This is a genomic window from Vicinamibacterales bacterium, assembly GCA_036012125.1.
Taxonomy (GTDB): domain Bacteria; phylum Acidobacteriota; class Vicinamibacteria; order Vicinamibacterales; family UBA823; genus UBA11600.
Genome location: DASCOS010000005.1, coordinates 14,460 through 35,826 on the forward strand (window position 1 = coordinate 14,460; position 21,367 = coordinate 35,826).

The 21,367-nt window shown below is 56.8% G+C and carries 14 protein-coding genes; 7 read left to right on the top strand and 7 right to left on the bottom strand.

The features are described from left to right. Nucleotides 1-176 precede the first annotated feature (176 nt). From sufB to QGH09_02510, 7 genes are all read left to right on the top strand, one after another. Nucleotides 177-1,622, top strand: coding sequence for a Fe-S cluster assembly protein SufB (sufB, locus tag QGH09_02480; GenBank protein ID HJO17052.1), 1,446 nt, complete (start codon nt 177-179; stop codon nt 1,620-1,622). A gap of 121 nt (nt 1,623-1,743) precedes the next feature. Continuing rightward, a complete protein-coding gene (gene sufC, locus QGH09_02485) occupies nt 1,744-2,505 on the top strand; it encodes a Fe-S cluster assembly ATPase SufC (protein HJO17053.1) in 762 nt (253 codons plus the stop codon). Then, the gene (gene sufD, locus QGH09_02490) at nt 2,502-3,854 is read left to right on the top strand and encodes a Fe-S cluster assembly protein SufD (protein HJO17054.1); all 1,353 of its coding nucleotides are present in this window, start codon (nt 2,502-2,504) and stop codon (nt 3,852-3,854) included. The genes sufC and sufD overlap by 4 nt, the downstream gene beginning before the upstream one ends. After that, nucleotides 3,851-5,104 (top strand): cysteine desulfurase, encoded by a 1,254-nt coding sequence (locus tag QGH09_02495; protein ID HJO17055.1) that lies wholly within the window; start codon nt 3,851-3,853, stop codon nt 5,102-5,104. The genes sufD and QGH09_02495 overlap by 4 nt, the downstream gene beginning before the upstream one ends. Beyond that, complete coding sequence (locus QGH09_02500) at nt 5,104-5,556, top strand: SUF system NifU family Fe-S cluster assembly protein (protein HJO17056.1); 453 nt, start codon at nt 5,104-5,106, stop codon at nt 5,554-5,556. Before QGH09_02495 ends, QGH09_02500 begins: the two co-directional genes overlap by 1 nt. 92 nt (nt 5,557-5,648) lie before the next feature. After that, nucleotides 5,649-6,050 (top strand): SUF system Fe-S cluster assembly protein, encoded by a 402-nt coding sequence (locus QGH09_02505; GenBank protein ID HJO17057.1) that lies wholly within the window; start codon nt 5,649-5,651, stop codon nt 6,048-6,050. Nucleotides 6,051-6,189: 139 nt separating this feature from the next. Continuing rightward, nucleotides 6,190-7,857 carry a tetratricopeptide repeat protein gene (locus QGH09_02510; GenBank protein HJO17058.1) on the top strand — a complete coding sequence of 556 codons (1,668 nt, stop codon included), beginning with the start codon at nt 6,190-6,192 and terminating at the stop codon, nt 7,855-7,857. A 25-nt stretch (nt 7,858-7,882) separates the two neighbouring features. Here the strand turns inward: QGH09_02510 and QGH09_02515 are convergent, their stop codons facing one another. The 7 genes from QGH09_02515 to QGH09_02545 form a co-directional block, all read right to left on the bottom strand. Further along, entirely contained in the window at nt 7,883-8,683 is an 801-nt protein-coding gene (locus tag QGH09_02515; protein HJO17059.1) for a fumarylacetoacetate hydrolase family protein, read from the bottom strand. A 94-nt stretch (nt 8,684-8,777) separates the two neighbouring features. Beyond that, a complete protein-coding gene (locus QGH09_02520) occupies nt 8,778-11,069 on the bottom strand; it encodes a CRTAC1 family protein (GenBank protein HJO17060.1) in 2,292 nt (763 codons plus the stop codon). Between the two features lie 32 nt (nt 11,070-11,101). Then, complete coding sequence (locus QGH09_02525) at nt 11,102-13,411, bottom strand: CRTAC1 family protein (protein HJO17061.1); 2,310 nt, start codon at nt 13,409-13,411, stop codon at nt 11,102-11,104. A 168-nt stretch (nt 13,412-13,579) separates the two neighbouring features. Beyond that, nucleotides 13,580-17,218, bottom strand: coding sequence for a TonB-dependent receptor (locus QGH09_02530; protein ID HJO17062.1), 3,639 nt, complete (start codon nt 17,216-17,218; stop codon nt 13,580-13,582). Nucleotides 17,219-17,682: 464 nt separating this feature from the next. Beyond that, the gene (locus tag QGH09_02535; protein HJO17063.1) at nt 17,683-19,824 is read right to left on the bottom strand and encodes a sulfatase-like hydrolase/transferase; all 2,142 of its coding nucleotides are present in this window, start codon (nt 19,822-19,824) and stop codon (nt 17,683-17,685) included. Nucleotides 19,825-19,869: 45 nt separating this feature from the next. Further along, entirely contained in the window at nt 19,870-20,208 is a 339-nt protein-coding gene (locus QGH09_02540) for a hypothetical protein (protein ID HJO17064.1), read from the bottom strand. 179 nt (nt 20,209-20,387) lie between these two features. Further along, on the bottom strand, nt 20,388-21,365 hold the full coding sequence (locus QGH09_02545; GenBank protein ID HJO17065.1) for an amidohydrolase family protein: 978 nt from the start codon (nt 21,363-21,365) through the stop codon (nt 20,388-20,390). Between the last annotated feature and the right edge of the window lie 2 nt (nt 21,366-21,367).

A 21,367-nucleotide genomic window follows, 5' to 3' on the forward strand; every position in this document is an offset into this window, starting at 1 on the left:
CTTTCTGATTCAGGAGCCCTAAAGTCCTGCTTGAGAAGGGTTGGCAAGAGCATGACCCCGTGGTATAAATCTATATACGACTAAAATGGTCGGGCTTTTTTATTGAGCGGTTTGTGCGAGATATGGCCGACCAGTGGCCTATCTTGTGACGATTTTCTTGAGCGGCAGTAGACCAGATGAGCACAGCGACGAAGGCGATTGAACAACTCACGAGCCAGGACTACAAATACGGCTTCGTGACTGACGTTGAGGCCGACACTATTCCAAAGGGACTCAGCGAGGACGTCGTTCGGCTAATTTCGGCTAAGAAAGAAGAGCCCGAATGGCTTCTCGAGTGGCGGCTCAAGGCCTATCGTCTCTGGACAACGATGGTTGAACCATTTTGGCCAAACGTCCATTACGACCCAATCGACTACCAGGCGATTAGCTACTATTCGGCCCCAAAAAAGAAGCCATCGCTCAAGAGCATGGACGAGGTGGATCCGGAAATCCGAAGCACGTTCGAAAAACTTGGGATTCCGCTTGAGGAACAGAAATTATTGTCTGGTGTTGCTGTGGATGCAGTTTTTGACAGCGTTTCTGTTGCCACGACATTTCGTGAGAAATTGGGCGAGCTCGGTGTCATCTTTTGCTCGTTTTCTGAGGCGGTTCGCGATCATCCCGAGTTGGTGCGTAAGTACCTGGGTACAGTCGTGCCGCACTCCGACAACTTTTTTTCGGCACTGAACTCGGCGGTGTTTAGCGACGGCTCCTTTGCCTACATTCCAAAGGGGGTCAAGTGTCCAATGGAACTGTCGACCTACTTCCGGATCAACGCCGCATCGACAGGACAGTTTGAACGAACGCTGATTGTTGCTGATGAAGGTGCTTCGGTAAGTTACCTTGAGGGGTGCACAGCACCGATGCGTGACGAAAACCAGTTACACGCTGCTGTTGTGGAGCTTGTGGCGCTCGACGACGCCGCGATCAAGTACTCAACGGTCCAAAACTGGTATCCGGGTGATAAGGATGGAAAGGGCGGGATTTACAACTTCGTCACTAAACGTGGGACAGCGGCCGGGCATAATTCGAAGATTACATGGACGCAGGTGGAGACCGGTTCGGCCATCACCTGGAAGTACCCCGGCTGTATCCTCCAGGGCGACAATTCGGTCGGTGAATTCTATTCGGTTGCCGTTACGACCAATCGGCAGCAGGCTGATACCGGTACAAAAATGGTGCACCTTGGTCGCAACACCCGGAGCACGATCATCTCGAAAGGCATTTCCGCGGGGCACGGCCAGAACACTTACCGAGGGCTTGTCCGGATTGGCAAAGGTGCTACCGACGCGCGAAACTATTCGCAATGTGACTCGCTATTGATCGGTGACCGCTGCGGTGCGCACACGTTTCCGTATTTTGAAGTGCGCAACACTTCATCGCAGGTCGAGCACGAGGCATCCACGTCAAAAATCGGGGAAGACCAGATTTTCTACTGCCGACAACGAGGGCTGTCGACGGAGGACGCGGTGAATATGATCGTTAGTGGGTTCTGTAAGGATGTCTTTAGAAAGCTTCCCATGGAGTTTGCAGTGGAAGCGCAGAAGCTGCTTGGGGTGAGTCTGGAGGGTAGCGTCGGCTAGGTCGCCGAAGTGGCCCGTTGGTGCTCCGAAGCGGACTTCGGATGGTCAAGTCCTTTCCCGCTAAGAGAACCCATTCTTTTATCCGGACATATCATTTCTACAGAGTCATAGAGGCAACGCGATGTTGGAGATTACGGGACTACACGCCAGTGTAGGTGGTAAGGAGATCTTGCGAGGTATTGACTTGTCGGTGAATGCGGGAGAGGTGCACGCGATCATGGGGCCCAACGGCTCTGGCAAGAGCACGCTGGCGGGGATTTTAGCAGGACGAACTGAGTACGACGTGACGAGTGGGACAGCGCGGTACCAAAACGAGAATCTGCTAGACATGGAACCCGAGGAACGTGCACGCGCTGGGGTCTTTCTGGCTTTCCAGTACCCGGTTGAGATTGCCGGTGTCAATAATGCTTATCTTCTCAAGGCAGCGCTTAACGAAGTGCGAAAGCATCGTGGAGAATCCGAACTCGACGCAATAGAGTTCATGACCTTAGTGAAAAAGCAGCTTGCTGTGCTTGAGATGAGCCCGGAGCTCCTCAACCGACCCGTGAACGATGGGTTTTCGGGGGGCGAGAAAAAGCGCAACGAAATTTTCCAAATGGCGGTGCTCGAGCCGAAGCTCGCCATTCTTGATGAAACCGACTCGGGACTCGACATTGATGCGTTGAAGATCGTAGCGAACGGCGTAAATGCGCTGCGAAGCTCGGATCGCTCGACGGTCGTCGTCACCCACTACCAGCGCATGCTTAATTACATAGTTCCTGATTTTGTGCACGTGCTCTCGGGAGGCCGGATTGTGAAATCGGGAGGTAAGGCGCTTGCGCTGGAGCTTGAGGAGAAGGGCTATGGGTGGATCGACTCTGCTGCCGAGGAGGTCAGGGCGTGAGCGCTACGTCCACCATGGAAGTCTCCGCGGTGTACGAGGGCTACCAAGCGGACTTCGACCGCCTACAGGATGGCGGGGACAAGGAGGGTGTCTCGGCCCCTCTGAAGTCGCTTCGGCAAAAGGCTATGGAGCACTTTGGTCGTCTTGGATTTCCAACGACGCGTATGGAGGACTGGAGGTTTACCAGTGTTGCGCCGATCGCCAATCGCCCCTACGCATTAGGAGCCCTCGCTGAAGTTACCGCTGACCAGATCATACGCTTTCTGATTCCGGAGTTGTCGGGGGCTCTGCTGGTATTTATCAACGGCCGGCTTTCAGTGTCACTCTCGGAAACCGGCGCACTTCCACCTGGCGTGGCAGTTCAATGTCTCGGTGACGCATTGGCGACTGGATTGGATGCAGAGGAGCCATGCCTGGTCAGCTTGGGGACGGACGGCGGGCAGCCGTTTTTCGCGCTCAACACAGCGTTTCTGCAGGATGGTGCAGTCATTAGAATAGACGACGGCGTCGTTCTGCGCGACCCCGTACACGTAATATTTATTTCAACTGCATCCGGAGAAGCGGTGGTAACACATCCACGAGTGCTCTTGCTCGTGGGTGAGAACAGTCAGGTTAGTGTTATTGAGAGCTACGCGGGTCTACGCGATGCGGGATATTTCACCAACGCCGTAACCCAGATTGATGCTGGCGCTGGCAGCGTCGTTCATCACTGCAAGATACTGCGCGAAAGTCTCCAGTCCTATCATGTGGCTGGCATGCAGGCGCGCCTTGCGCGGAATGCAATGGTGACATCGAATTCGATCACGCTAGGTGGGGCGTTGGTGCGGAACGATATTGGTGTCGTGCTGGATGGCGAGGGTGCGGAGTGCACGTTGAACGGTCTCTACCTAGCCGGAGGGAAACAGCACATCGACAACCACACCACGATTGATCACGCTTCACCGCACTGTGCCAGTCACGAGCTCTACAAAGGGATTCTGGATGGTGACGGTAGGGCGGTCTTCAATGGAAAGATTATCGTTCGGCTGGATGCCCAAAAGACTGACGCGAAGCAGTCGAACAAGGCGCTGCTCCTCTCAGAGCGGGCGCAAGTGAATACTAAGCCGCAACTCGAAATTTTTGCAGATGACGTGAAATGTGCCCACGGGGCGACGGTCGGTCAATTGGATGAAGACGCACTGTTCTACCTAAGAGCACGTGGTCTGGGACGTGAGGAGGCTCGGCGAATCCTGATTCAGGCTTTTGCCACCGACGTCCTGAACCGAGTCCGTCACAAACCAATTCAAATGGAACTTGGCCGAATCTTGCTTGACCGGTTGCCCACCATTGCTACTGGGGAGACGGCGTGAGTCAAGCCTCGGCATCGACCGCTTCCCCACCGAGTTTCGATGCGGGCCGCGTCCGCCAGGATTTTCCAATTTTGGATCGGGAAGTTCGAGGTCGTCGTCTTGTTTACCTTGATAATGCAGCAACTACTCAGAAACCCAAGGTCGTTCTCGATGTGCTCACGCGGTATTACACAGAGCACAACGCGAACATACATCGAGGGGTTCATTACCTCAGTGAGGCGGCGACCCAGGCACACGAGGCGGCACGTCTCACGGCTCAGCGGTTCCTGAACGCACGCCAAGCTCGAGAGATGATCTTTACACGGAATGCTACCGAAGGAATCAACCTCGTTGCGCAGAGTTTTGGCCGCCGGCATATTGGGAAGGGCGATGAGGTCGTCGTCACTGGCATGGAGCATCACTCGAACATTGTTCCGTGGCAGCTGCTCTGCGAGCAAACTGGCGCACTTCTTCGCGTGGTGCCGATCGCCAACGACGGTGAACTCATTTGGGAGGAGTTCGAACGCTTGGTTGGATCACGTACAAAGTTGGTGGCAGCGGTACACCTGTCTAATTCATTAGGTACGATCAATCCTGTTTCCCGTATTGTGGAACTCGCTCACCAGCACGGTGCGGCGGTGTTACTCGACGGTGCTCAGGCGGCCTATCACTTTCCTGTGGATGTACAGGCTCTGGATTGTGATTTCTATGTGGCAACCGGGCATAAGCTCTACGGTCCGACGGGTATTGGGTTACTTTACGGCAAAGCGGAACATCTCGAGGAGATGCCACCCTATCAGGGGGGTGGCGATATGGTCAGTTCGGTGACGTTTGAGAAGACAACCTACAACGAAATCCCCTACAAGTTTGAAGCGGGAACTCCCCATATCGCTGGTGCTATAGGACTCGGTGCGGCCATCGAGTATTTGACCGGGCTTGGGTTCGATCAAGTAGTACTCCATGAACGCGAACTTTTGGCGTACGCGACGGACGCGCTCCAGCAGATTCCCGGTCTCAAGCTGATCGGAACCGCTTCGGAGAAGGCCAGCATTTTGTCCTTCGTAATGGAAGGTATACATCCACATGATATTGGCACGATTATTGATCGAGAGGGTGTGGCTATCCGGACAGGCCACCATTGTACTCAGCCGGTCATGGACCGGTTTGGCGTTCCAGCGACAGCTCGAGCCTCACTGGCGATGTACAACACGCGCAATGATATCGACGCGTTGGTCGTAGCGCTCGAACAGGTGCGCCGGGTGTTTGCGTAATGTTTGATCTTCGCGATCTCTATCAGGAGGTCATACTTGACCATAACAAGCGACCGAAAAACTTCGGGCAACTCAAGGAACCTGAGCGTAGCGCAGAGGGCTATAATCCGTTGTGCGGCGATAAGCTCACCTTACATCTCGGTCTGAAGGGCGATGTGATCTGCGAGATTGCCTTTACCGGCAGCGGTTGCGCCATCTCAAAAGCGTCTGCGTCCCTGATGACTGAGAGTGTTAAGGGTAAGACACTCGCTGAAGTTCGGACACTGTCTGCACGGTTTCAAGAAATGGTGACGGCCGACGCAGAGATGGAGCCCGACACCGACGCGCTGGGGAAACTCTCGGTATTTGCAGGAGTGCGAGCCTACCCGGCCCGCGTCAAGTGCGCGGTGCTGGCGTGGCACACCTTGCGAGCGGCGATCGAGGCAGACCACAAGGTCGCCACGACGGAGTAACAATGGATATTCTAGAGTCGGATGACGACCGCCAGCCTTCTCAGTTGATAGATAAGTCCAATGAAGACAGTAAGATACATGGAGACTCACCAATGGACGCTTCAGCGCCATCGGCGATGAACACTCCACCGGTCGAGGCACCAGTCCCCGCTCAGGCTACGAAGAAAGTCGTGGGTGACCCGTTGGCGACACTCAAGTTCAAGCCGAAGATCATTGAAGCGTTATCAACTGTGTTCGACCCCGAGATCCCGGTGAATATTTATGAGCTAGGGTTGATCTATGACGTCGTGGTGGACGCGGATCATAACGTGCGGGTCACAATGACCTTGACTGCCCCAAATTGCCCAGCCGCGCAGATTTTGCCTGGTGAGGTGAAAACAAGAACCGCAAGCGTCGAGGGTGTAACCGACGCAAGCGTTGAGGTTGTGTGGGAGCCCGCTTGGACACCGGAGCGGATGTCGGACGCGGCCAAGTTACAGCTCGGCATGCTCTGAGACCGTCAGTCTTCGACTCACACGACAATCCAGGTCCAGACTTTCGATTCTGGTCTTTTCCTCCCGTCCGGTTCGCTGGTGTGCTCAGCAGACGGAATCCGCCTCCGGTGATAGGCTTTGAGAGATAGGACCACATCCTGTGGCTGACGGACAACGAACTCCCCAACCGTTAGATGCGCCAGTAAAGATCGTCAACTTGGTCTTCGTAGGTCTAAGTGGCGTGTTAGTGCTGGTGTGTCTACTGCTGTTCGGGCAGACCGTCGATTTCGGGTTTGTCCGGGCTGACGATGCGGACCTCATTGCTGGCAATCAGGCATTCCTGTCAGAACTGTCCAACGCACCCCGTGTCTTTCTACGGAGTTACTTTGAGGTTGACGGTGAACTAAGCAGTCTCGAGACTTACTATCGGCCGTTGGTAGTGCTGTCGTTTATGGTCGACGCACAGTTCAATGGTGGAGGCCAGGCGGCCTATCACACCACTAACCTAATCTTGCACGCGATTGTTGTTGTACTTCTCTTTGGGTTAGCCCTGCGTCTCGGCGCGGGTCGTTACGCGGCCTTTGGGGCGGCACTCCTGTTCGCTGTGCATCCACTCACGGTGCAGACAGTCAGCTGGATCGTCGGGCGCAACGATTCTTTACTCGCCATCTTTGCCTTGCTGTCCTTGATAGGGCTGGATGCAGCTGTGCGGGATAGGCGGGCATGGGGATTTTGGCTTCATCTTGTGACGTTCGGGCTTGCCCTTTTCACCAAGGAAACCGGCATAGTACTGCTGCCGGCGTATGGGTTGGTCGTTTGGCTTTGGTATGACCGATTGGACTTTTACCGAAAGGTCCGATGGCTGCCGTGGAGCTATTTTGGAGCAGCTACTGTGTGGATAGCCGTCCGACACCTTGCGCTGGCCGGTGGCGAAGTCTCTGCGACACCGGGTGAATCGTTGATGACCGTCGCGCGCAATCTTCCCCAGCTGCTTGTGTATTTTGGCAAGGCCGTTTTTCCGGTGGGCCTCCATGTGATGCCATCTGTCGAACCGCGCGCCCTTGGGCTTGGTGTGCTAGCGGTGGGCGTTCTCAGCGTGACTTTGCGTTGGCTACCGACACGCCGGATGGCGGTCGTACTCTCTTGGTTTGTGCTGTTTTTATTGCCACCGTTAGTGGTCCCCAACCTGCCGGCGTATGAGCATAGGACCTATGTGCCGCTATTGGGACTGGCGATCGGATTGTCCCAATTGACCTCCCTGGCGGGTAATCAATGGCGGTGGACCGGACCCCGGTATGTCCTTGTGGTCCTGACCATTGTCTTCGGCGTACTTACTTTGCGGCACGTGCCCACCTTCCGCGATCCACTGACCTACTGGGTCAGCGCGACCCGTGACACGGCCTATGCGCCCATCGCGCACGTGAACGTCGGGCGGATTCTTGAGGAACTTGACCAACCGGGTCAGGCGACCGCGGAGTATCGGAGGGCCTTGGCGATTGACCCATTGACACCCAAGGCAAACAATAATCTCGGCGTCACGCTGATGACGCAGGGACGCAGGGAACTCGCTCTTCCATACTTTGAGCGTGAGCTTGAGGTCAACCCAACAAATGCTGAAGCGCACTTCAACATTGGATTGTTCCACGCGGTATCGGGCCGGCCAGCAGACGGCGTGCCGCACTGGGAAGCGGCGCTTTACCACAATCCGTACTTCGTGCCGGCCTACGAGCAACTCATCGATTACTACGGTCAGAGTGGCGATCCCGCCAAACGCGATGAATATCAAGAGCAGCTAGACGTGCTGCTGCGACGTGTGGCCGCCCGATAGGACTATCTGAAGAGGGTGACGTCCCTCATGCCTCCTTCTCAACCGGATTATCCAATCGACCAATCTTCTCGATCTCGATCGTGACGCGGTCGCCTGCTTGGAGAAAGCGTTTCGGCCGGCGGGTAAATCCAACTCCATGCGGCGTGCCGGTGAGGATGACGGTACCAGGGAGCAATGTGGTGTCCTCACTGACGAAGCTCACCAGGCTAGGGACATCGAAAATCATGTCGTCGGTGTTCCAGTCCTGAAGGACTTCATCGTTGACCGTTGTCCGTAGCCTCAGACTGTTCGGATTAGCAATTTCATCCTTCGTGACAATCGCTGGCCCGAGGGGGCAGAACGTGTCGAAACTTTTCCCACGACACCACTGAGTGCCACCACGGTGGATTTGCCAGCGCCGTCCCGAAACATCGTTAGCACACGTGTAACCTAAGACGTAGGCTAATGCGTCGTCCCGGGACACGTTCTTTGCCTTCCGGCCGATTACGACCGTTAACTCTGCTTCGTAGTCAACCTCAGTCGGCTCAACCCGAGGTAGCCGGATTGGTTCACTAGGATGCTGCAGCGACCCCGGCGCTTTAAGAAAAATGACCGGATATTCTGGAATCTCGGCTTTTACTTCCTCAGCGTGCCGCCGGTAGTTAAGTCCGATCGCAAAAATTGCCGGCGGGCAGCAAGGAGCCAGCAGCTTGGCGATGGTCTCGGTACGGTCCGTGACTGTGCCACCGTCGAACGGTGAGCCGCGAAACACCTTAGCGGTGGCGTCGTCCACTTGTGCGCCAAAGTGCTCCTGTCCTGCTCCATCGAGGAACCGAATAATCCGCATGTCTCCCTCCAAGCTTTGGCCACCACCAACCCGGCTTGGCCGTAGGACCTATCCGCAATGTTTGTTGAGCAGGTTCTTAGACCGGTGACGCGTCTCAATGTGTGCCGACGGGCGACTGCACCGTGAGGTACTGGTTAATGACTGGCCGATCAATCCGCCGTATCCTACCGTTTGGCCAGCGCACTTCGATTGCTTCAACCTCGGTTTGACTGCCAAGCCCGAAGTGGGCAGTTGACGAATGTTGTGCCGAGAATGAATCACCAGTGACGAAGCGTCTCATCTGGGAACCTGCTTTGGTTCGCAGCGTGACTGTGGTTCCAATTGTTGAGAGTCCGGGACCAGCCTCGCGAAGCCGCACGCCGATCCAGTTCCCAGCTTCAGGGAGGCGATTTTGATACACGTGCAACGTATGGTTATCGGTTTCCCACAGGAATTCGACCACAAGAAGATCTACGTGGCCATCACCGTCAAGGTCATCCGTCACGACCGCACGCGCGTCATACTCAAAGGCCACCCCGAGTAGATATGCGACATTCGTGAAGCGCGCACCTCTCTCATTCATCCAGAGCACTTTATGCTCATAGCCGTTCCAGGAGATCGCGGTGTCCTGTAATGGTGACATCACGAAATCGAACATATTTTCTCGGCCGACATTATCTTGGGAATCATCGGTGTAGATGTCATGGCGCCAAAAGACCGTGCAATAGTCCTGAATGCTCTTTCCACTAATGTGGCCGTTTGCTACAAAAATGTCCTCATCGCCATCGTTGTCGAAATCGAACGATGAAGTGCCCCACGACCACCCACTTTGGGCGATCTGATCGTTAAACGCTGCGACGCCAAACTTGTCGCCACGGCGGACGAACATTCGGTTGCCATAACCCATCGTGGACCGTAAATCGTTATGTTCTGGCTTATCATCCGGCCCGAGCCCCATGCCCTCGAGACGTCTCGCGGTGGTTGACCCCATACCGGTGACGTAGAAGTCGAGATTACCATCGAGGTCGTAGTCGCCGAACGTGTGCGACATGCCGAATAGATGTCGGTCTCGCCCGAGGGTGTCGGTCACATCGGTGAACTGCCCTTGGCCATTATTCAAATAAAGGTCAAGACCAGCGAAGTCGCTGACGACGATCAGGTCCATGTCGGTATCGTCGTCGAGATCCACGAACGAACTACTGTAGGTCCGACGGAAACGCTTGGTGCCCAGTCCTGCTACCTCGGTGATGTCACGAAAAATACCGTTGCCGTCGTTACGGAAGAGATACGCTGGATAGCCGTCGTTTGCGTCGTAGTACGGTGATGCCATCTGGCCGTCTGTGTAGGAATTCTTGTAGTTGGCAATGAAGAGGTCGAGGTCTCCGTCAGCGTCAATGTCGCTGGCCGTGAAAACCTTTGGGTGTTTGAACTGGACGTCGGCAAGTCGCTGTGCGGGCTTGGTGAACTGGCCTCCAGCATCGCCTTCGAAAAGCAACGGATACAGCGTAGTGTCGACGGCCACGAAATCCAGATGCCCATCCCCAGTAAAGTCAGCGAGGATCGCCGCGTCAGCAATCGCATGGTCATCCTTCAGAAACGGTGCTGATTCAAATTGTCCTGGGCCGCGGTTCCACAGCACTCGATTCCGTCCCCCCATCACAATTTCTAACCGTCCGTCCCCGTCGAGGTCCTCGACGAGAAGTGGCTGCAAGGGGCGTTGGGTGGCTGTACTCGCCACCTGAAAGACTTCTCGGAACGCCGACGGGGCCTGCCGGTCAAGAATCTGGAGGTCAGCGACCTCGATGACGTCAGGAATCGGGACATCCTGCGCATCAACCCGTGATGACCAAGTTACCGCAAGCTTCGCCTGCACGATCACCCGCTGGGGTGGATTCTCGCGAACGGCGTGGACCACTGCCGAGACCTCTGACCGGGCGGCACGGTCATCTTGCGGCGGCTCAAAGCTGCTGTGATGCCATTCTGTTTGTTCGATGGCATACCCTTCGCTTTGGAACCGACCAAGGAGCGTTCCCCAGGCTTCAGGTGATAGGTTCCTGGCAGTACCGGTGTAGGTCGTACGGCGAATGCCTAAGTCGAGCGACTCCTGACCAGCCGGTAGGCCAAAGCGGAGCGTTGAGAAGGGAAAGTTCGCCAAGGCGCCATACTTGTCGTCTCCCTGCAACAAGCGGTCCCATAACTGCACAAACCGCCGCTCGTAGTGTTGCGCGAGGACTTCAGGAGCCCACACCGTTTGATCCAGTTGCGCCCGGGCGGCGAGAAATGGCTGGGCACTGGTAGGAGCTGTTGAACCTGTCTGAGAACCAGGTTGCGCTGCCACAAGGGCAGCGGTTATGAGAAGTCCTACAGCGGTGGCCACCAGACGCCAGCGTCCTCCGAAATGGGTCATGACACGTTCCTCACAGACAAGCGTGACTCTCTTCACTCGAACCCGATTTCTGGCGATGGTTCGGGTGTTACGGTGATGTATTGGTTAATAACTGGCCGCTCGATCCGGCGCTGTGCCCCGTTGGCCCACTGCACGTTAATGGCCTCCACCGCGGTCAGCTGGCCGAGGCCGAAATGAACAGTCGCCGCGTGTTGAGCAGAGTAGGAGTCCCCTGTCACGATACGTCCCACGTGTAACCCCGTGCTACTCTCGAGCGTTACCCTCGCGCCGACCGTTGAGAATCCGTTACCGACATCCCGCAAGCGAACCCCGATCCAATTACCTGACTCGGCCAGACGATTCTGGTAGACGTGGAGTCGATAATCGTTGTTGTCGCCTGTCCCGCCACCGGACTTGTACTCGACGACCAATAGGTCGACGTTCCCGTCGGCGTCCAGGTCATCGGTGACTACGGCACGGCCGTCGTACTCAAACGCTACACCGAAGAGGTAGGCGACATTTGTAAATGTTCCACCCCCCTCGTTCATCCAGAGCACTTTATGCTCATAGCCGTTCCACGAAATGTCGGTCTCCTGTAACGGCGACATCACGAACTGAAACATGTTTTCTCGTGCGGCGTTGTCCTGCGAGTCATCAGTGTAAATATCGTGGCGCCAGAAGGTTGTGCAGTAATCCGCGGTGCTATTACCACTGAGATGACCATTAGCGACGAAGATGTCTCGGTCACCGTCGTTATCGAAATCAAAGGTTGAGGTCCCCCAGGACCACCCGCTACGGGCTACTTGGTCGTTAAATGGCGCGAGTTCGTAGCCATCGCCGCGGCGGAGAAACATGCGATTTCCGTAGCCCATTGCCGCACGTAGGGCGTTATGTTCGGGCTTATCCGAGGGCCCAATGCCGAGGCTTTCCAGGCGCCGCGCGGTCGTTGAGCTCATCCCGATGACGTAAAAATCCATCGCCCCATCGAGGTCATAATCGCCAAACGTGTGCGACATACCGAAGAGATGCCGATGCTCCCCGAACTGGTCGCTGACATCGGTAAACCGGCCACGGCCATCGTTCAAGTACATATCGAAGCCAGCGAAGTCGCTGACCACGAGGAGGTCTTGGTCGGCATCGTCATCGAGGTCGACCAGTGAGCTGCTGTAGGTTCGGCGGAACCGCTTGGCCGTTAGTCCAGCTGCCTCCGTCATGTCAGTGAAGTTACCGTCGCCATCGTTCCGGAGTAAGTAAGCGGGATGCCCATCATTGGCGTCGTAATACGGAGTTGGCATCTGGCCACCCTCGTATGCGTTCTTGTAGTTGGCGATAAAGAGGTCCAGGTCGCCATCGCCATCAACATCACCGGCCGTAAACGACTTGGGCTGTTCGAATGTGGCATCCACAATCCGGTGTCCGGTGGTTGTGAATCGTCCTTCAGCGTTTCCTTCGAATAAGAGAGGGTAGCGTGCGATGTCGACACCGATGAAGTCGACGTAGCCGTCGTTCGTAAAGTCCGCAAGGATGGCTGCATCGGCGAAGACATGGTCTGTCCCGTCAAGGAACGGTGCCACTTCGAACTGGCCCGCCCCTTGGTTCCACAGAACTGAGTTGGCACCGCCTAGGATGATTTCCGATAGGCCATCCCCGTCGAGGTCATAAACGATAAGTGGCTCCAAGGGAAAGCGGGTCGCTGTCCGCGCGAATTCAAACACCTTCCGGAAGGCTGCCTGAGCCTGCCGTTCCAGTACATCGAGGTGAGACACCACGATCCGGTCGGGAATCGGGAGGTCCTGTGCATCGACACGCGGGGACCATGTAATGTCCAACGTCGCTTGGAGAATCACGCGGTGCGGCGGCTCTTCGCGTGCGGCGTGGATGGTGGCGGACACTTCAGACTGCGCAGGTCGGGGACCCTCGGCCGGCACAAAGCGACTATGGTGCCACTCGGTCTGGTCAATCACGTAACCCCGCTTCGCGAAGTCGTCTAGGCGCGCTTTCCAGGCCGCTGACGACAGTTCACGGTGGGCTGGTCCGAACCGGGCACGCGTGATGCCATGCGCCAGTGAGTCGTGTTTCTCGACCTCGCCGATTACTAGAGTGGCCAGTGGAAAACGTTTCAGAATCTCGTATTTGTTATTACTGCGAAGCAGTTCGTCCCAGAGTCGGACAATCCGCTGCTCGTAGTGCTGGGCCTGTTCCTCAGCCTGCCACAGGGTTTGGTCTAGCTCCTGACGTTGGTGAAGGAGCTGCTGGACCTGCTGCGCGGCAGGGACGGCATGGGAAAACGAGAGGATGCCGATTACGAGGACCCCCGTCGTCACGACCGCCACAGACCGAGTGCTTCTCATTGTTTTCTTCATCAATTCGTCTCCAGCCACCATCGCTGAGAACCGCTGTACTGTCAAGAGCACAGGTCATAGAGGGGCTGCTTTACCTGTACCCGGTGGAAAGACGTCTGTAAAAATCGAAAAAAAGGGGCGGCCCGTAGGCCGCCCCTTGGTTGTTCGTCGGGCAGTTTGACTACCGTCCTAGTAAGTCAGACGGAAGCTGAGCTGCCAGATCCGCATGAACCCAACCTGCTGGGTTACACGGCCAAAGCTCGAGCTGTTATACGCGTTCGAACTAATTCCCCCGAATTTTGGAGTGTTCGTTACATTCAGGAGCTCGAATCGTACCTGAGCTACAGCGCCCGCACCGATTTCAGTATCCTTCGCAATGACCATGTCAATGTTCTTCCGGAACTGATAGCGATCCTCGGTGATTGTGCGCGGAGCGGATCCCAAGACACCCTTGCCAGCGTTGGTGAAGGCAGAGGCGTTGAACCAGCGAGCGGACTCTTGTCCCTTCGAGGCCACGCGGGCCGAGTCGGAACCAGAGCTGCTGGCGGATCCACTAACGTTGGGTCGCTGACGCCCACACGCGCCGCCGCAGTTGGTGGAAGACTGCCCACTACTAGCAACGGCGTTAAGCGGAGCACCACTAACCAGTTCGACAACCGCGGACATTGTCCAGCCACCGAAGAGGATGTTGGCAAAGCCCATGTCTTCGCCCGGACCTGGGATCCTGATGATCGGAGCCAGGATGACCCGGTGCGGGGAGTCGAAGATGCTTGTGGCATACTCACCAACATTCATGTTGAAGGCGTCTTGCGGCGTTGCCGTTCGGCTGGCATAACCACTGCTCTGCCCCCACTGGTTGTCTTTCGTGCTGCTTAGGGTGTAGCTCAAACGGCCGCCCCAAGCACTGGAGCCGGTCCGCTTGTCGAGCTTGAACACCAATGCGTTGTACTGGCGCTTTCCGCCCGAGTTCATCTGCAACACTTCGACATTCGTGTACTGCGGGAAGTCCTTAATCAACTGTCCGGCCGAGATGGTCGCACGGTCTTTGAACTCACCCGCACCCGCGGCTCCGTAGAAGGGGTTGGCCACGCTGGCTTGCAGCGCGTCCGGGTCCCATCCATTGGAGCCTGGGTAGGCAGCCCTAGCAGCAGCCGGTCGAATCTGGTTGATATTGGGTCTGCAGGAGCTGTTCGACCCGCAATAGCCAATAGCACGTCCAGTCGCACCGGTGTAACCGACTGTCAACGCCATATCGCTGCCGATTTCGCGCTGAACGTCGATCGAGTACTGGTGAACCTGCCCAGAGGTCTGGGTGTCGTCCACGTAGGCGATGCCGCCACCGACACCAGTCAGCAGGCCTAGCGTAGAGCCCACCGGCGACTGCAGCCCGTTCGGGTACGGGTTGTCAAGCGCCGTGAGTGGAAGCTCAGCACCGGGACTGGACTGGGTCAAGTCAGTCGCTCGCGTGAACCCGACCTGGCCTTGGTTACTGTTCGAGAAGTTCCAAGGCGCGTAGAACATCCCATACCCGCCTCGTAGGACCGTGCGGTCGTCGAGGGAGTAGGTCATTCCGAGTCGAGGTGACACGCGAAGAGCCTCCATGTTCGAGTGCTGCTCAGGCGCTCCGTTAACGCCTGCGAACTCAAGGCCACCCTTAATCGTCCGACCCAAGGCCGTTTCAACCGTCACGCCATTGCTGTTCAAGACGTCGTTGAGCGGGCTATCGACTGTTTTGTTCAGACGGTAGGTGAAGCGGTTCTGCTTCTCGCGCATGCCGTCTTCGTGGTCCACGCGCACGCCGAAGTTCAGCGTGAAGCGCGAATTTACACGCCAGTCATCCTGGATGTATGCAGCCCAGTAGCGGACATACAGGTCCATCAAGCCACGGTTAGCATCCACATATCCGGAGTGCGGTGCACCCAAGAGGAAGCTAGCAAACTCGTGGCCGCCAGTACCTGAACCGTCCGACGTGAACCGCTCGTCAAAGCTGAAGCTACCAGCTTGACGATACCGGGTCGGTGTAGCGATGCCCATCTCGCGGAAGTCGCCACCGATCTTGAAGCTGTGGCTACCAGCCAACTTTGAGACGGCTGCGTTGAGCGCGAACGGGGACTTCCATACACGACCGGTTGAACCGGCGCTCTTGCCAACGTCGAAATAGCCGACGTCGCCAGCGAAGTTGATCTGCGGGATCATCTTCTGGCCGAGCGTAGCCTCAAGGGCACTCGTGTAACTGGAATCGAAGCCGAGGCCAGCCGCGCCAGGCTCGTAGAGGCCAGGCGTTGTGGCGTCGAGCCAACGGGTCCACCCGTAGCGCATGGTGAGCACGGTGCTGTCGTTCAGGATGTTCGTGTTGTTGAACACCAGCACGTGCGGTCGCCGCTCGAGATACCAAGCACCACTGGACGAGAAGTAGTCGTCTTTCGCAGTGCCGGGGAGGATGTATGAGTATGACGGTTCGTCCGTCTTGTTGTAAATATACATCCCGGAGAGCGACCAGTTGTCAGTGAACTTGTGCTCCACCTTGAACGTGTACATGTCGGCCAAGTCGATCGTGCGCGACGTGTCACCCACGTTGTTGTCACCATTTTCAATTGTGCCATCGTAGGACTTGCCACTGACGGTTGTGGTCGGCCAGAGAGCAGTGATGGCTTTCGCCGCTGGACTCAGGGCCCCATGGCTCGTCGGGATAATGGCACCGGTGAACTCAGGTGTAGCAATCGAACCTGAACCAGTTGCTGGGCACCGTGCGGTCGCGGTGGTTATGCCACGGCACCACGGGTTCCAGATGCGAGTCGAAACTCCATTGATGGAGGAATTGGAGAAGTCACCAACCCGCTGCTTCGTTCCTGGCCAGGTCTGGGTCTGGTTCCGCGTTGTGAAGGAACGATAGCCTTCCATCGCGTACCACCAGAAGGTCCGGTTCTGTAAAATCGGACCGCCCATGCCGCCGCCATACAGTCTGTAGTAGGAGGCGGAGATACCACTGGACTCCTTCGTTTCACCACTGAGACCGGAGAAGTAGTTCATGGACTGTCCCCACACCGGACGAGTCTGGTAGAAACCGCTACCGTGGAACTCGTTGGTGCCAACCCGGCCGGTCGTGTTGAACACGCCGCCACCGGTACGACCCATTTCAGCGTCGTAGGTGTGGACCTGAACTTTGACGTCGGACAATGATTCGATCGTCGGGTTCAGGACCGCGCGGTTGTTCAGCTCGGTAATCGGGACCCCGTCCAGCAGGTAGTTGTTATTACGAATGGCGCCGCCACCTAGCGAAATACGCGAGGCGTTCGACTGGTCCTGCTGGCGGTTGAACTGCGGGTCGCCGATCGGGGTAACCGTCGGGATTGTGACTGCAACCAAGAAGGCGTTGCGGCCCGGGGCCGGCAGCGTCTCTAGGATTTCCCGGTCCAACGTGTCGCCAACCGAAGCGGTTGACGTCTCGATGAGCGGGGCGTCAGCCGTGACAGTGATTTCTTCTTCGACCGTGCCAACTTCCAGCAGTAAGTCGATTGTCAAGGCTGTTGCGGTGCCGACTGAGATACCACGCTGCTCGTAGGTTTTGTAACCGGGCAGCGACGTGCGGACCGAGTAGGTCCCTGGAGTCACAGCGGGGAACGTATACTCACCAACGGTGTTGGTGATTGTTTCACGGGCTACGGTGGTGCCCTCGTTGGTCAGTGTCACCGTCACGCCGGGGATAATCCCCTGCGCGTCAGACACGACGCCACGCATCGTGCCCGTAAACTGCTGACTCATCGCGTCGGTTGCTCCACCGAACAGCAGGAGCGCACTAACGACGAGCAGTAGTGACTTTCTTCTCATGCAGTTTTCCTCCTCAAAACGAACGCCGAACAACAGTGAACGAAACGAAAGAGCCGATTTGCATCCAGTTTCCATGAAATCAAGTGGTTTTAAGCCCCGTTTCCGTGCTAACGCAAGAAAAATAGACAGAACCACACCACATATACAAGCAAAAGCCGGGCCATCTTGCAAGCACGCAATAATAGGCCTAAAAACGACATATTTCTTCTTAATTGTGACCAGATTCACCAAAAAACAGAATCTATATTCAATTGTTTGGATTTGCTAAAAATACCATACTTTGCGAGGCATTTTGAAGCACTATATTCAGAAAAATGGATCTTGGGAATCATTATCTAAATAGGTGAAAACAAACATCTTAAATAAAATCTGGCTGCATTATCTCGATTATGCGCCTCTAGGCTATATCGGCGGTTGCTACAAGTCCTCTCAGCCGATGAGTGTGGTCGAACAGGCACTCCAGCTCAGCGGTTTCCCAATGCGATGAGCTGACGCCTGACCCTCTGCACAGCTGTCGGATTTTCGTCGGTGCCGATATTTTCGAGGTAGCGTTCGAGGTAACGGCGCGCATCTTCTTGGGCGCCCGATTCGACCAGGAGGGCCGCGAGATCAAGCAGAGCGTCAGCGTCTGCCGGGACAAGGTCGACTACCCGCCGCCAAGCGATGAGTGCACCGGCGACGTCAGTCGGTCTGAGCGCGGCACCGAGAAGTCGCCAGCCTGATACATAGGCTGCGTCCGCACGTGTGGATTCTTCGAAGGCGAGGATGGCTTCTGGCGTATTGCCATCCTGCAGTTCAATCACCCCCAAGTTTTTCCAAATTTCAGCGGTGGCGTCGATTTCTAGGGCCCGCCGGAATTGGGTCCGTGCAGCGTCGACACGACCCAATGCGCCATAGGCTACCCCGAGGCGGTTGACGTCATCCGCCCACGGTGCGTCCACGACAACAAGCGTCTCGAGAATTCCAGCCGCGCGAGTGTGGTCACCGGCGTTTAACAACGCAAGGCTGAGTCGCTCGCGCACCGCGTCGGTATCGAAGCCGAGGGCAATCGCCGCATCCAACACGGTAACCGCCTCGGACGAACGTCCCAGGTCGATCAAGAGTGTCGCGGCTGCGGTATATGCCGGTGCGAATCGGGGATGTTCCTCAATCTGAGCCATGAGAATCCGAAGGGCATCCTGCTTACCCGCAGGGTCTGCCAGCACGGTAGCGAGTTGGGTAAGTACCTCACGCCAGGCGAGGTGCACCTCAAGCTGCGTTTTCGGGTCGTCAGCCTCGGTGTATACCTGTTCGAGGGGTTGGCGACCCATGCGGCTCGCGGTGTAGCCGAGTACTCGCAAGCGAGCTTCAACTTCGCTATCCAGGGTAACGCGGGCGGACGCAGAGGTTCCGAGCGTTTTAAGGGGGGCTAGGGCGGCTTGCATGCGGCCGGCTTGTGCGGCCTGCTGCACGAAGACATTGGTCATTTCATCTGGGTCTACCTGGAGGTCATACAACTCCGGGATCGGTAAATCAATGAACTTCCATCTGTTAGCAACGATACCGGTGAGCGGAGCCCAGTTGCGCGTTAGGTTCGCGTTCAATGCTTCGAAATAGACCACTGGCACGGGAGTGTTCGCTGAGAGTTCCATGCGTAGTGACCGTCCGTCCAGGCCGGCCGGGGGGTCGAGTGCAAGCAAATCGAGCACCGTCGGTAAAAGGTCAACGTGGGAAACCGGCACGTCACGCACGGCCGGCGCAATGCCCGGACCGGCGATGATGAGCGGGACGCGGAGCGTCGTGTCATAGGCGAACAGGGTGTGGGTCACCTCACCGTGTTCGCCCAACCCTTCACCGTGGTCAGCGGTGACGATGACCAGGGTGTTGTCAAGCAGGCCAGCTCGCCTGAGCCGTGCAAAAAACCGACCGAGAGCGGCGTCAGTAAACGCAACTTCGTTGTCATATGGCTCGGATACGTATTGTTCCGGGGCGTCATACGGATCGTGGGGATCGAAAAGATGGGCCCAGGCAAACCACGGCGTCGACTCCACGGGGGTCCCACCTTGGTTGGGGACAGTCATAATCCAATCACCAGCTCGCCGAAGGACCTCCTGAGCTCGGCGTTGGACGAAGTTAGTGGCGAACGACGCCGCGACCTCATCGAACCGGTCGTCATACTCGTCGAATCCCTGTGCCAGCCCGAACCGGGCATCGAGCACGAACGCGCCGATGAAGGCGCCGGTCCGATAGCCCGCTGTGCGAAGAATTTCGGCGAGCGTGGTCCGCGCCTCTGCCAGGCGGTAGGACCCGTTGTCGCGCACGCCGTGGACGGGCGGGGTAAGCCCTGTCATGATCGACGCATGAGAGGGTAGCGTGACCGGTGCGTGGGCGTAAGCGTGTGAAAAGCTAAGGCCGCGTGCGCCAAGGGCGTCGAGGGTTGGGGTCAGACCGGAGACGCCGACCCGGTCGGCTCGTAGGGTATCGACCGTGACAAGCAGGAGGTTTGCATCGCGAAGAGCGCCGCTAATCGTGGTGGTGGATTTAGTTGGTGTCAGCTGCCACCACGCGGCGATTGCCATCACCACTGCGAGTCCGGCCACCACGCCCCGCCACCTCGTTCGGGTCACGTGGTCACTGTATCAAACCACCTCGTAATCCCGTCCGCTGACAGTTCATCGGTCGTTCTTCAACTCCACGACGATAACCTCGATCGGTTGACCAGAGTTGTTGATGTCGGCATGTAACGTGCCGGGCTCATCGTGCGTGAGCCAGTAAGCGTTTCCCGCTTGCCACTGGACCGTTTCCCGTTTGCCAGAACTCTGCACGATATCGAGATTCCCGTCGGTCAGAGCGATGAGCGCGCGGGAATGCTCGTGACGATGCATGGCGAGCGGTTGATTCGGCAGGATGATACTTTTCCACACCTTGACGTGGTCGTTCTCGAACTGAGGGATGCGTCGAGTTACGGATGCCGATTGTTGAGCAACAATCGCGACGGCAGGAATGAGCACTAGGACGGCTAGCTAAAGCAGTGGACGATTTCGCATAATGCAAACTCCAAGTCAGTGTGGAAAGAACGTGAAACGCCAGTCTATCTCACTGCCGTTGATAGGATGTCGGTTGACGCCTGGCTGTCGGCCACGGCAGAGTGTTAACCGTGGTTTTGGGTGGTAAGAAGCGCCTCCGCACTTCAGGAACCAAGCAGCCTAGCAGTGTTGTTACCTAAAATGTCGGCCCGGGCCTGGTCGGAGATCGACAGGCCGGCAATACCATCGAGCATTTTGCGCAGGCTGCCGATCTTGTGAGGATAGTCACTGCCGGCAATCACGTGGCTGACACCGGCAAAGTCGATAGCGAGTTGGACCGCCTTCGAATCAAAATTCACCGTATCGTAATAGAAGCGTTTCAGGTAGGTGCTGGGTGGTTGGTCGATATGCTGGCGGCAGTCCTCAAACGCATAGAAGCCACGGTCGAGCCGCTCGGCCAGATAGGGCACAGTGCCGCCGAGGTGTGCGAGGACCCAGGTGATGCGCGGAAATCGCTCAGTCACACCACTAAAGACGATTTTGGCTGCGGCCAAGGTCGTGTCGAAGACGAAGCCGAGCAGTGGCATCAGCCAGTACTCAGTCATCGCCTCAACGCCCACAGGGTGAATGGGATGGATGTAAAGCACAGCGCCCTGATCGTTCGCCCTCTCGTACATCGGCCAGTAGCATTCGTCACTCAGTGCCGTGCCGTTGACATTGCTGAAGAGCATGGCGCCTTTGAACCCGAGTTGGGTCATCGCCCGGTCGAGTTCGATGCCCGCCGCCAGCGGATCGTTCAGTGGGAGCGTGGCCAGCGCAGTGAACCGTGACCTCGACCGTACGATCTCGGCGAAGTCATTGTTGATCTCCGTTGCCAGCGCAACAGCCGTTTCAGGAGCTTCGACATGAGTACCGGGAGACGTGAATGTGAGCACCTGAGTGTCGATGCCATGCTCGGCTAGCACTTGATCACGCAAGTTAGCGTCGCGATGCTCGGGGACGACGATGTTGTAGTCGCCGGGGTAGTGCAGCACCGGATTCCCGTCATTGTCGGTCGTATGGGTTATGGTGCTCTTGCCGTTACGGACGGCGGTGAGGTAGCTCGGCGGATAGAAATGGTTGTGAAAATCGATGATGGCCACGA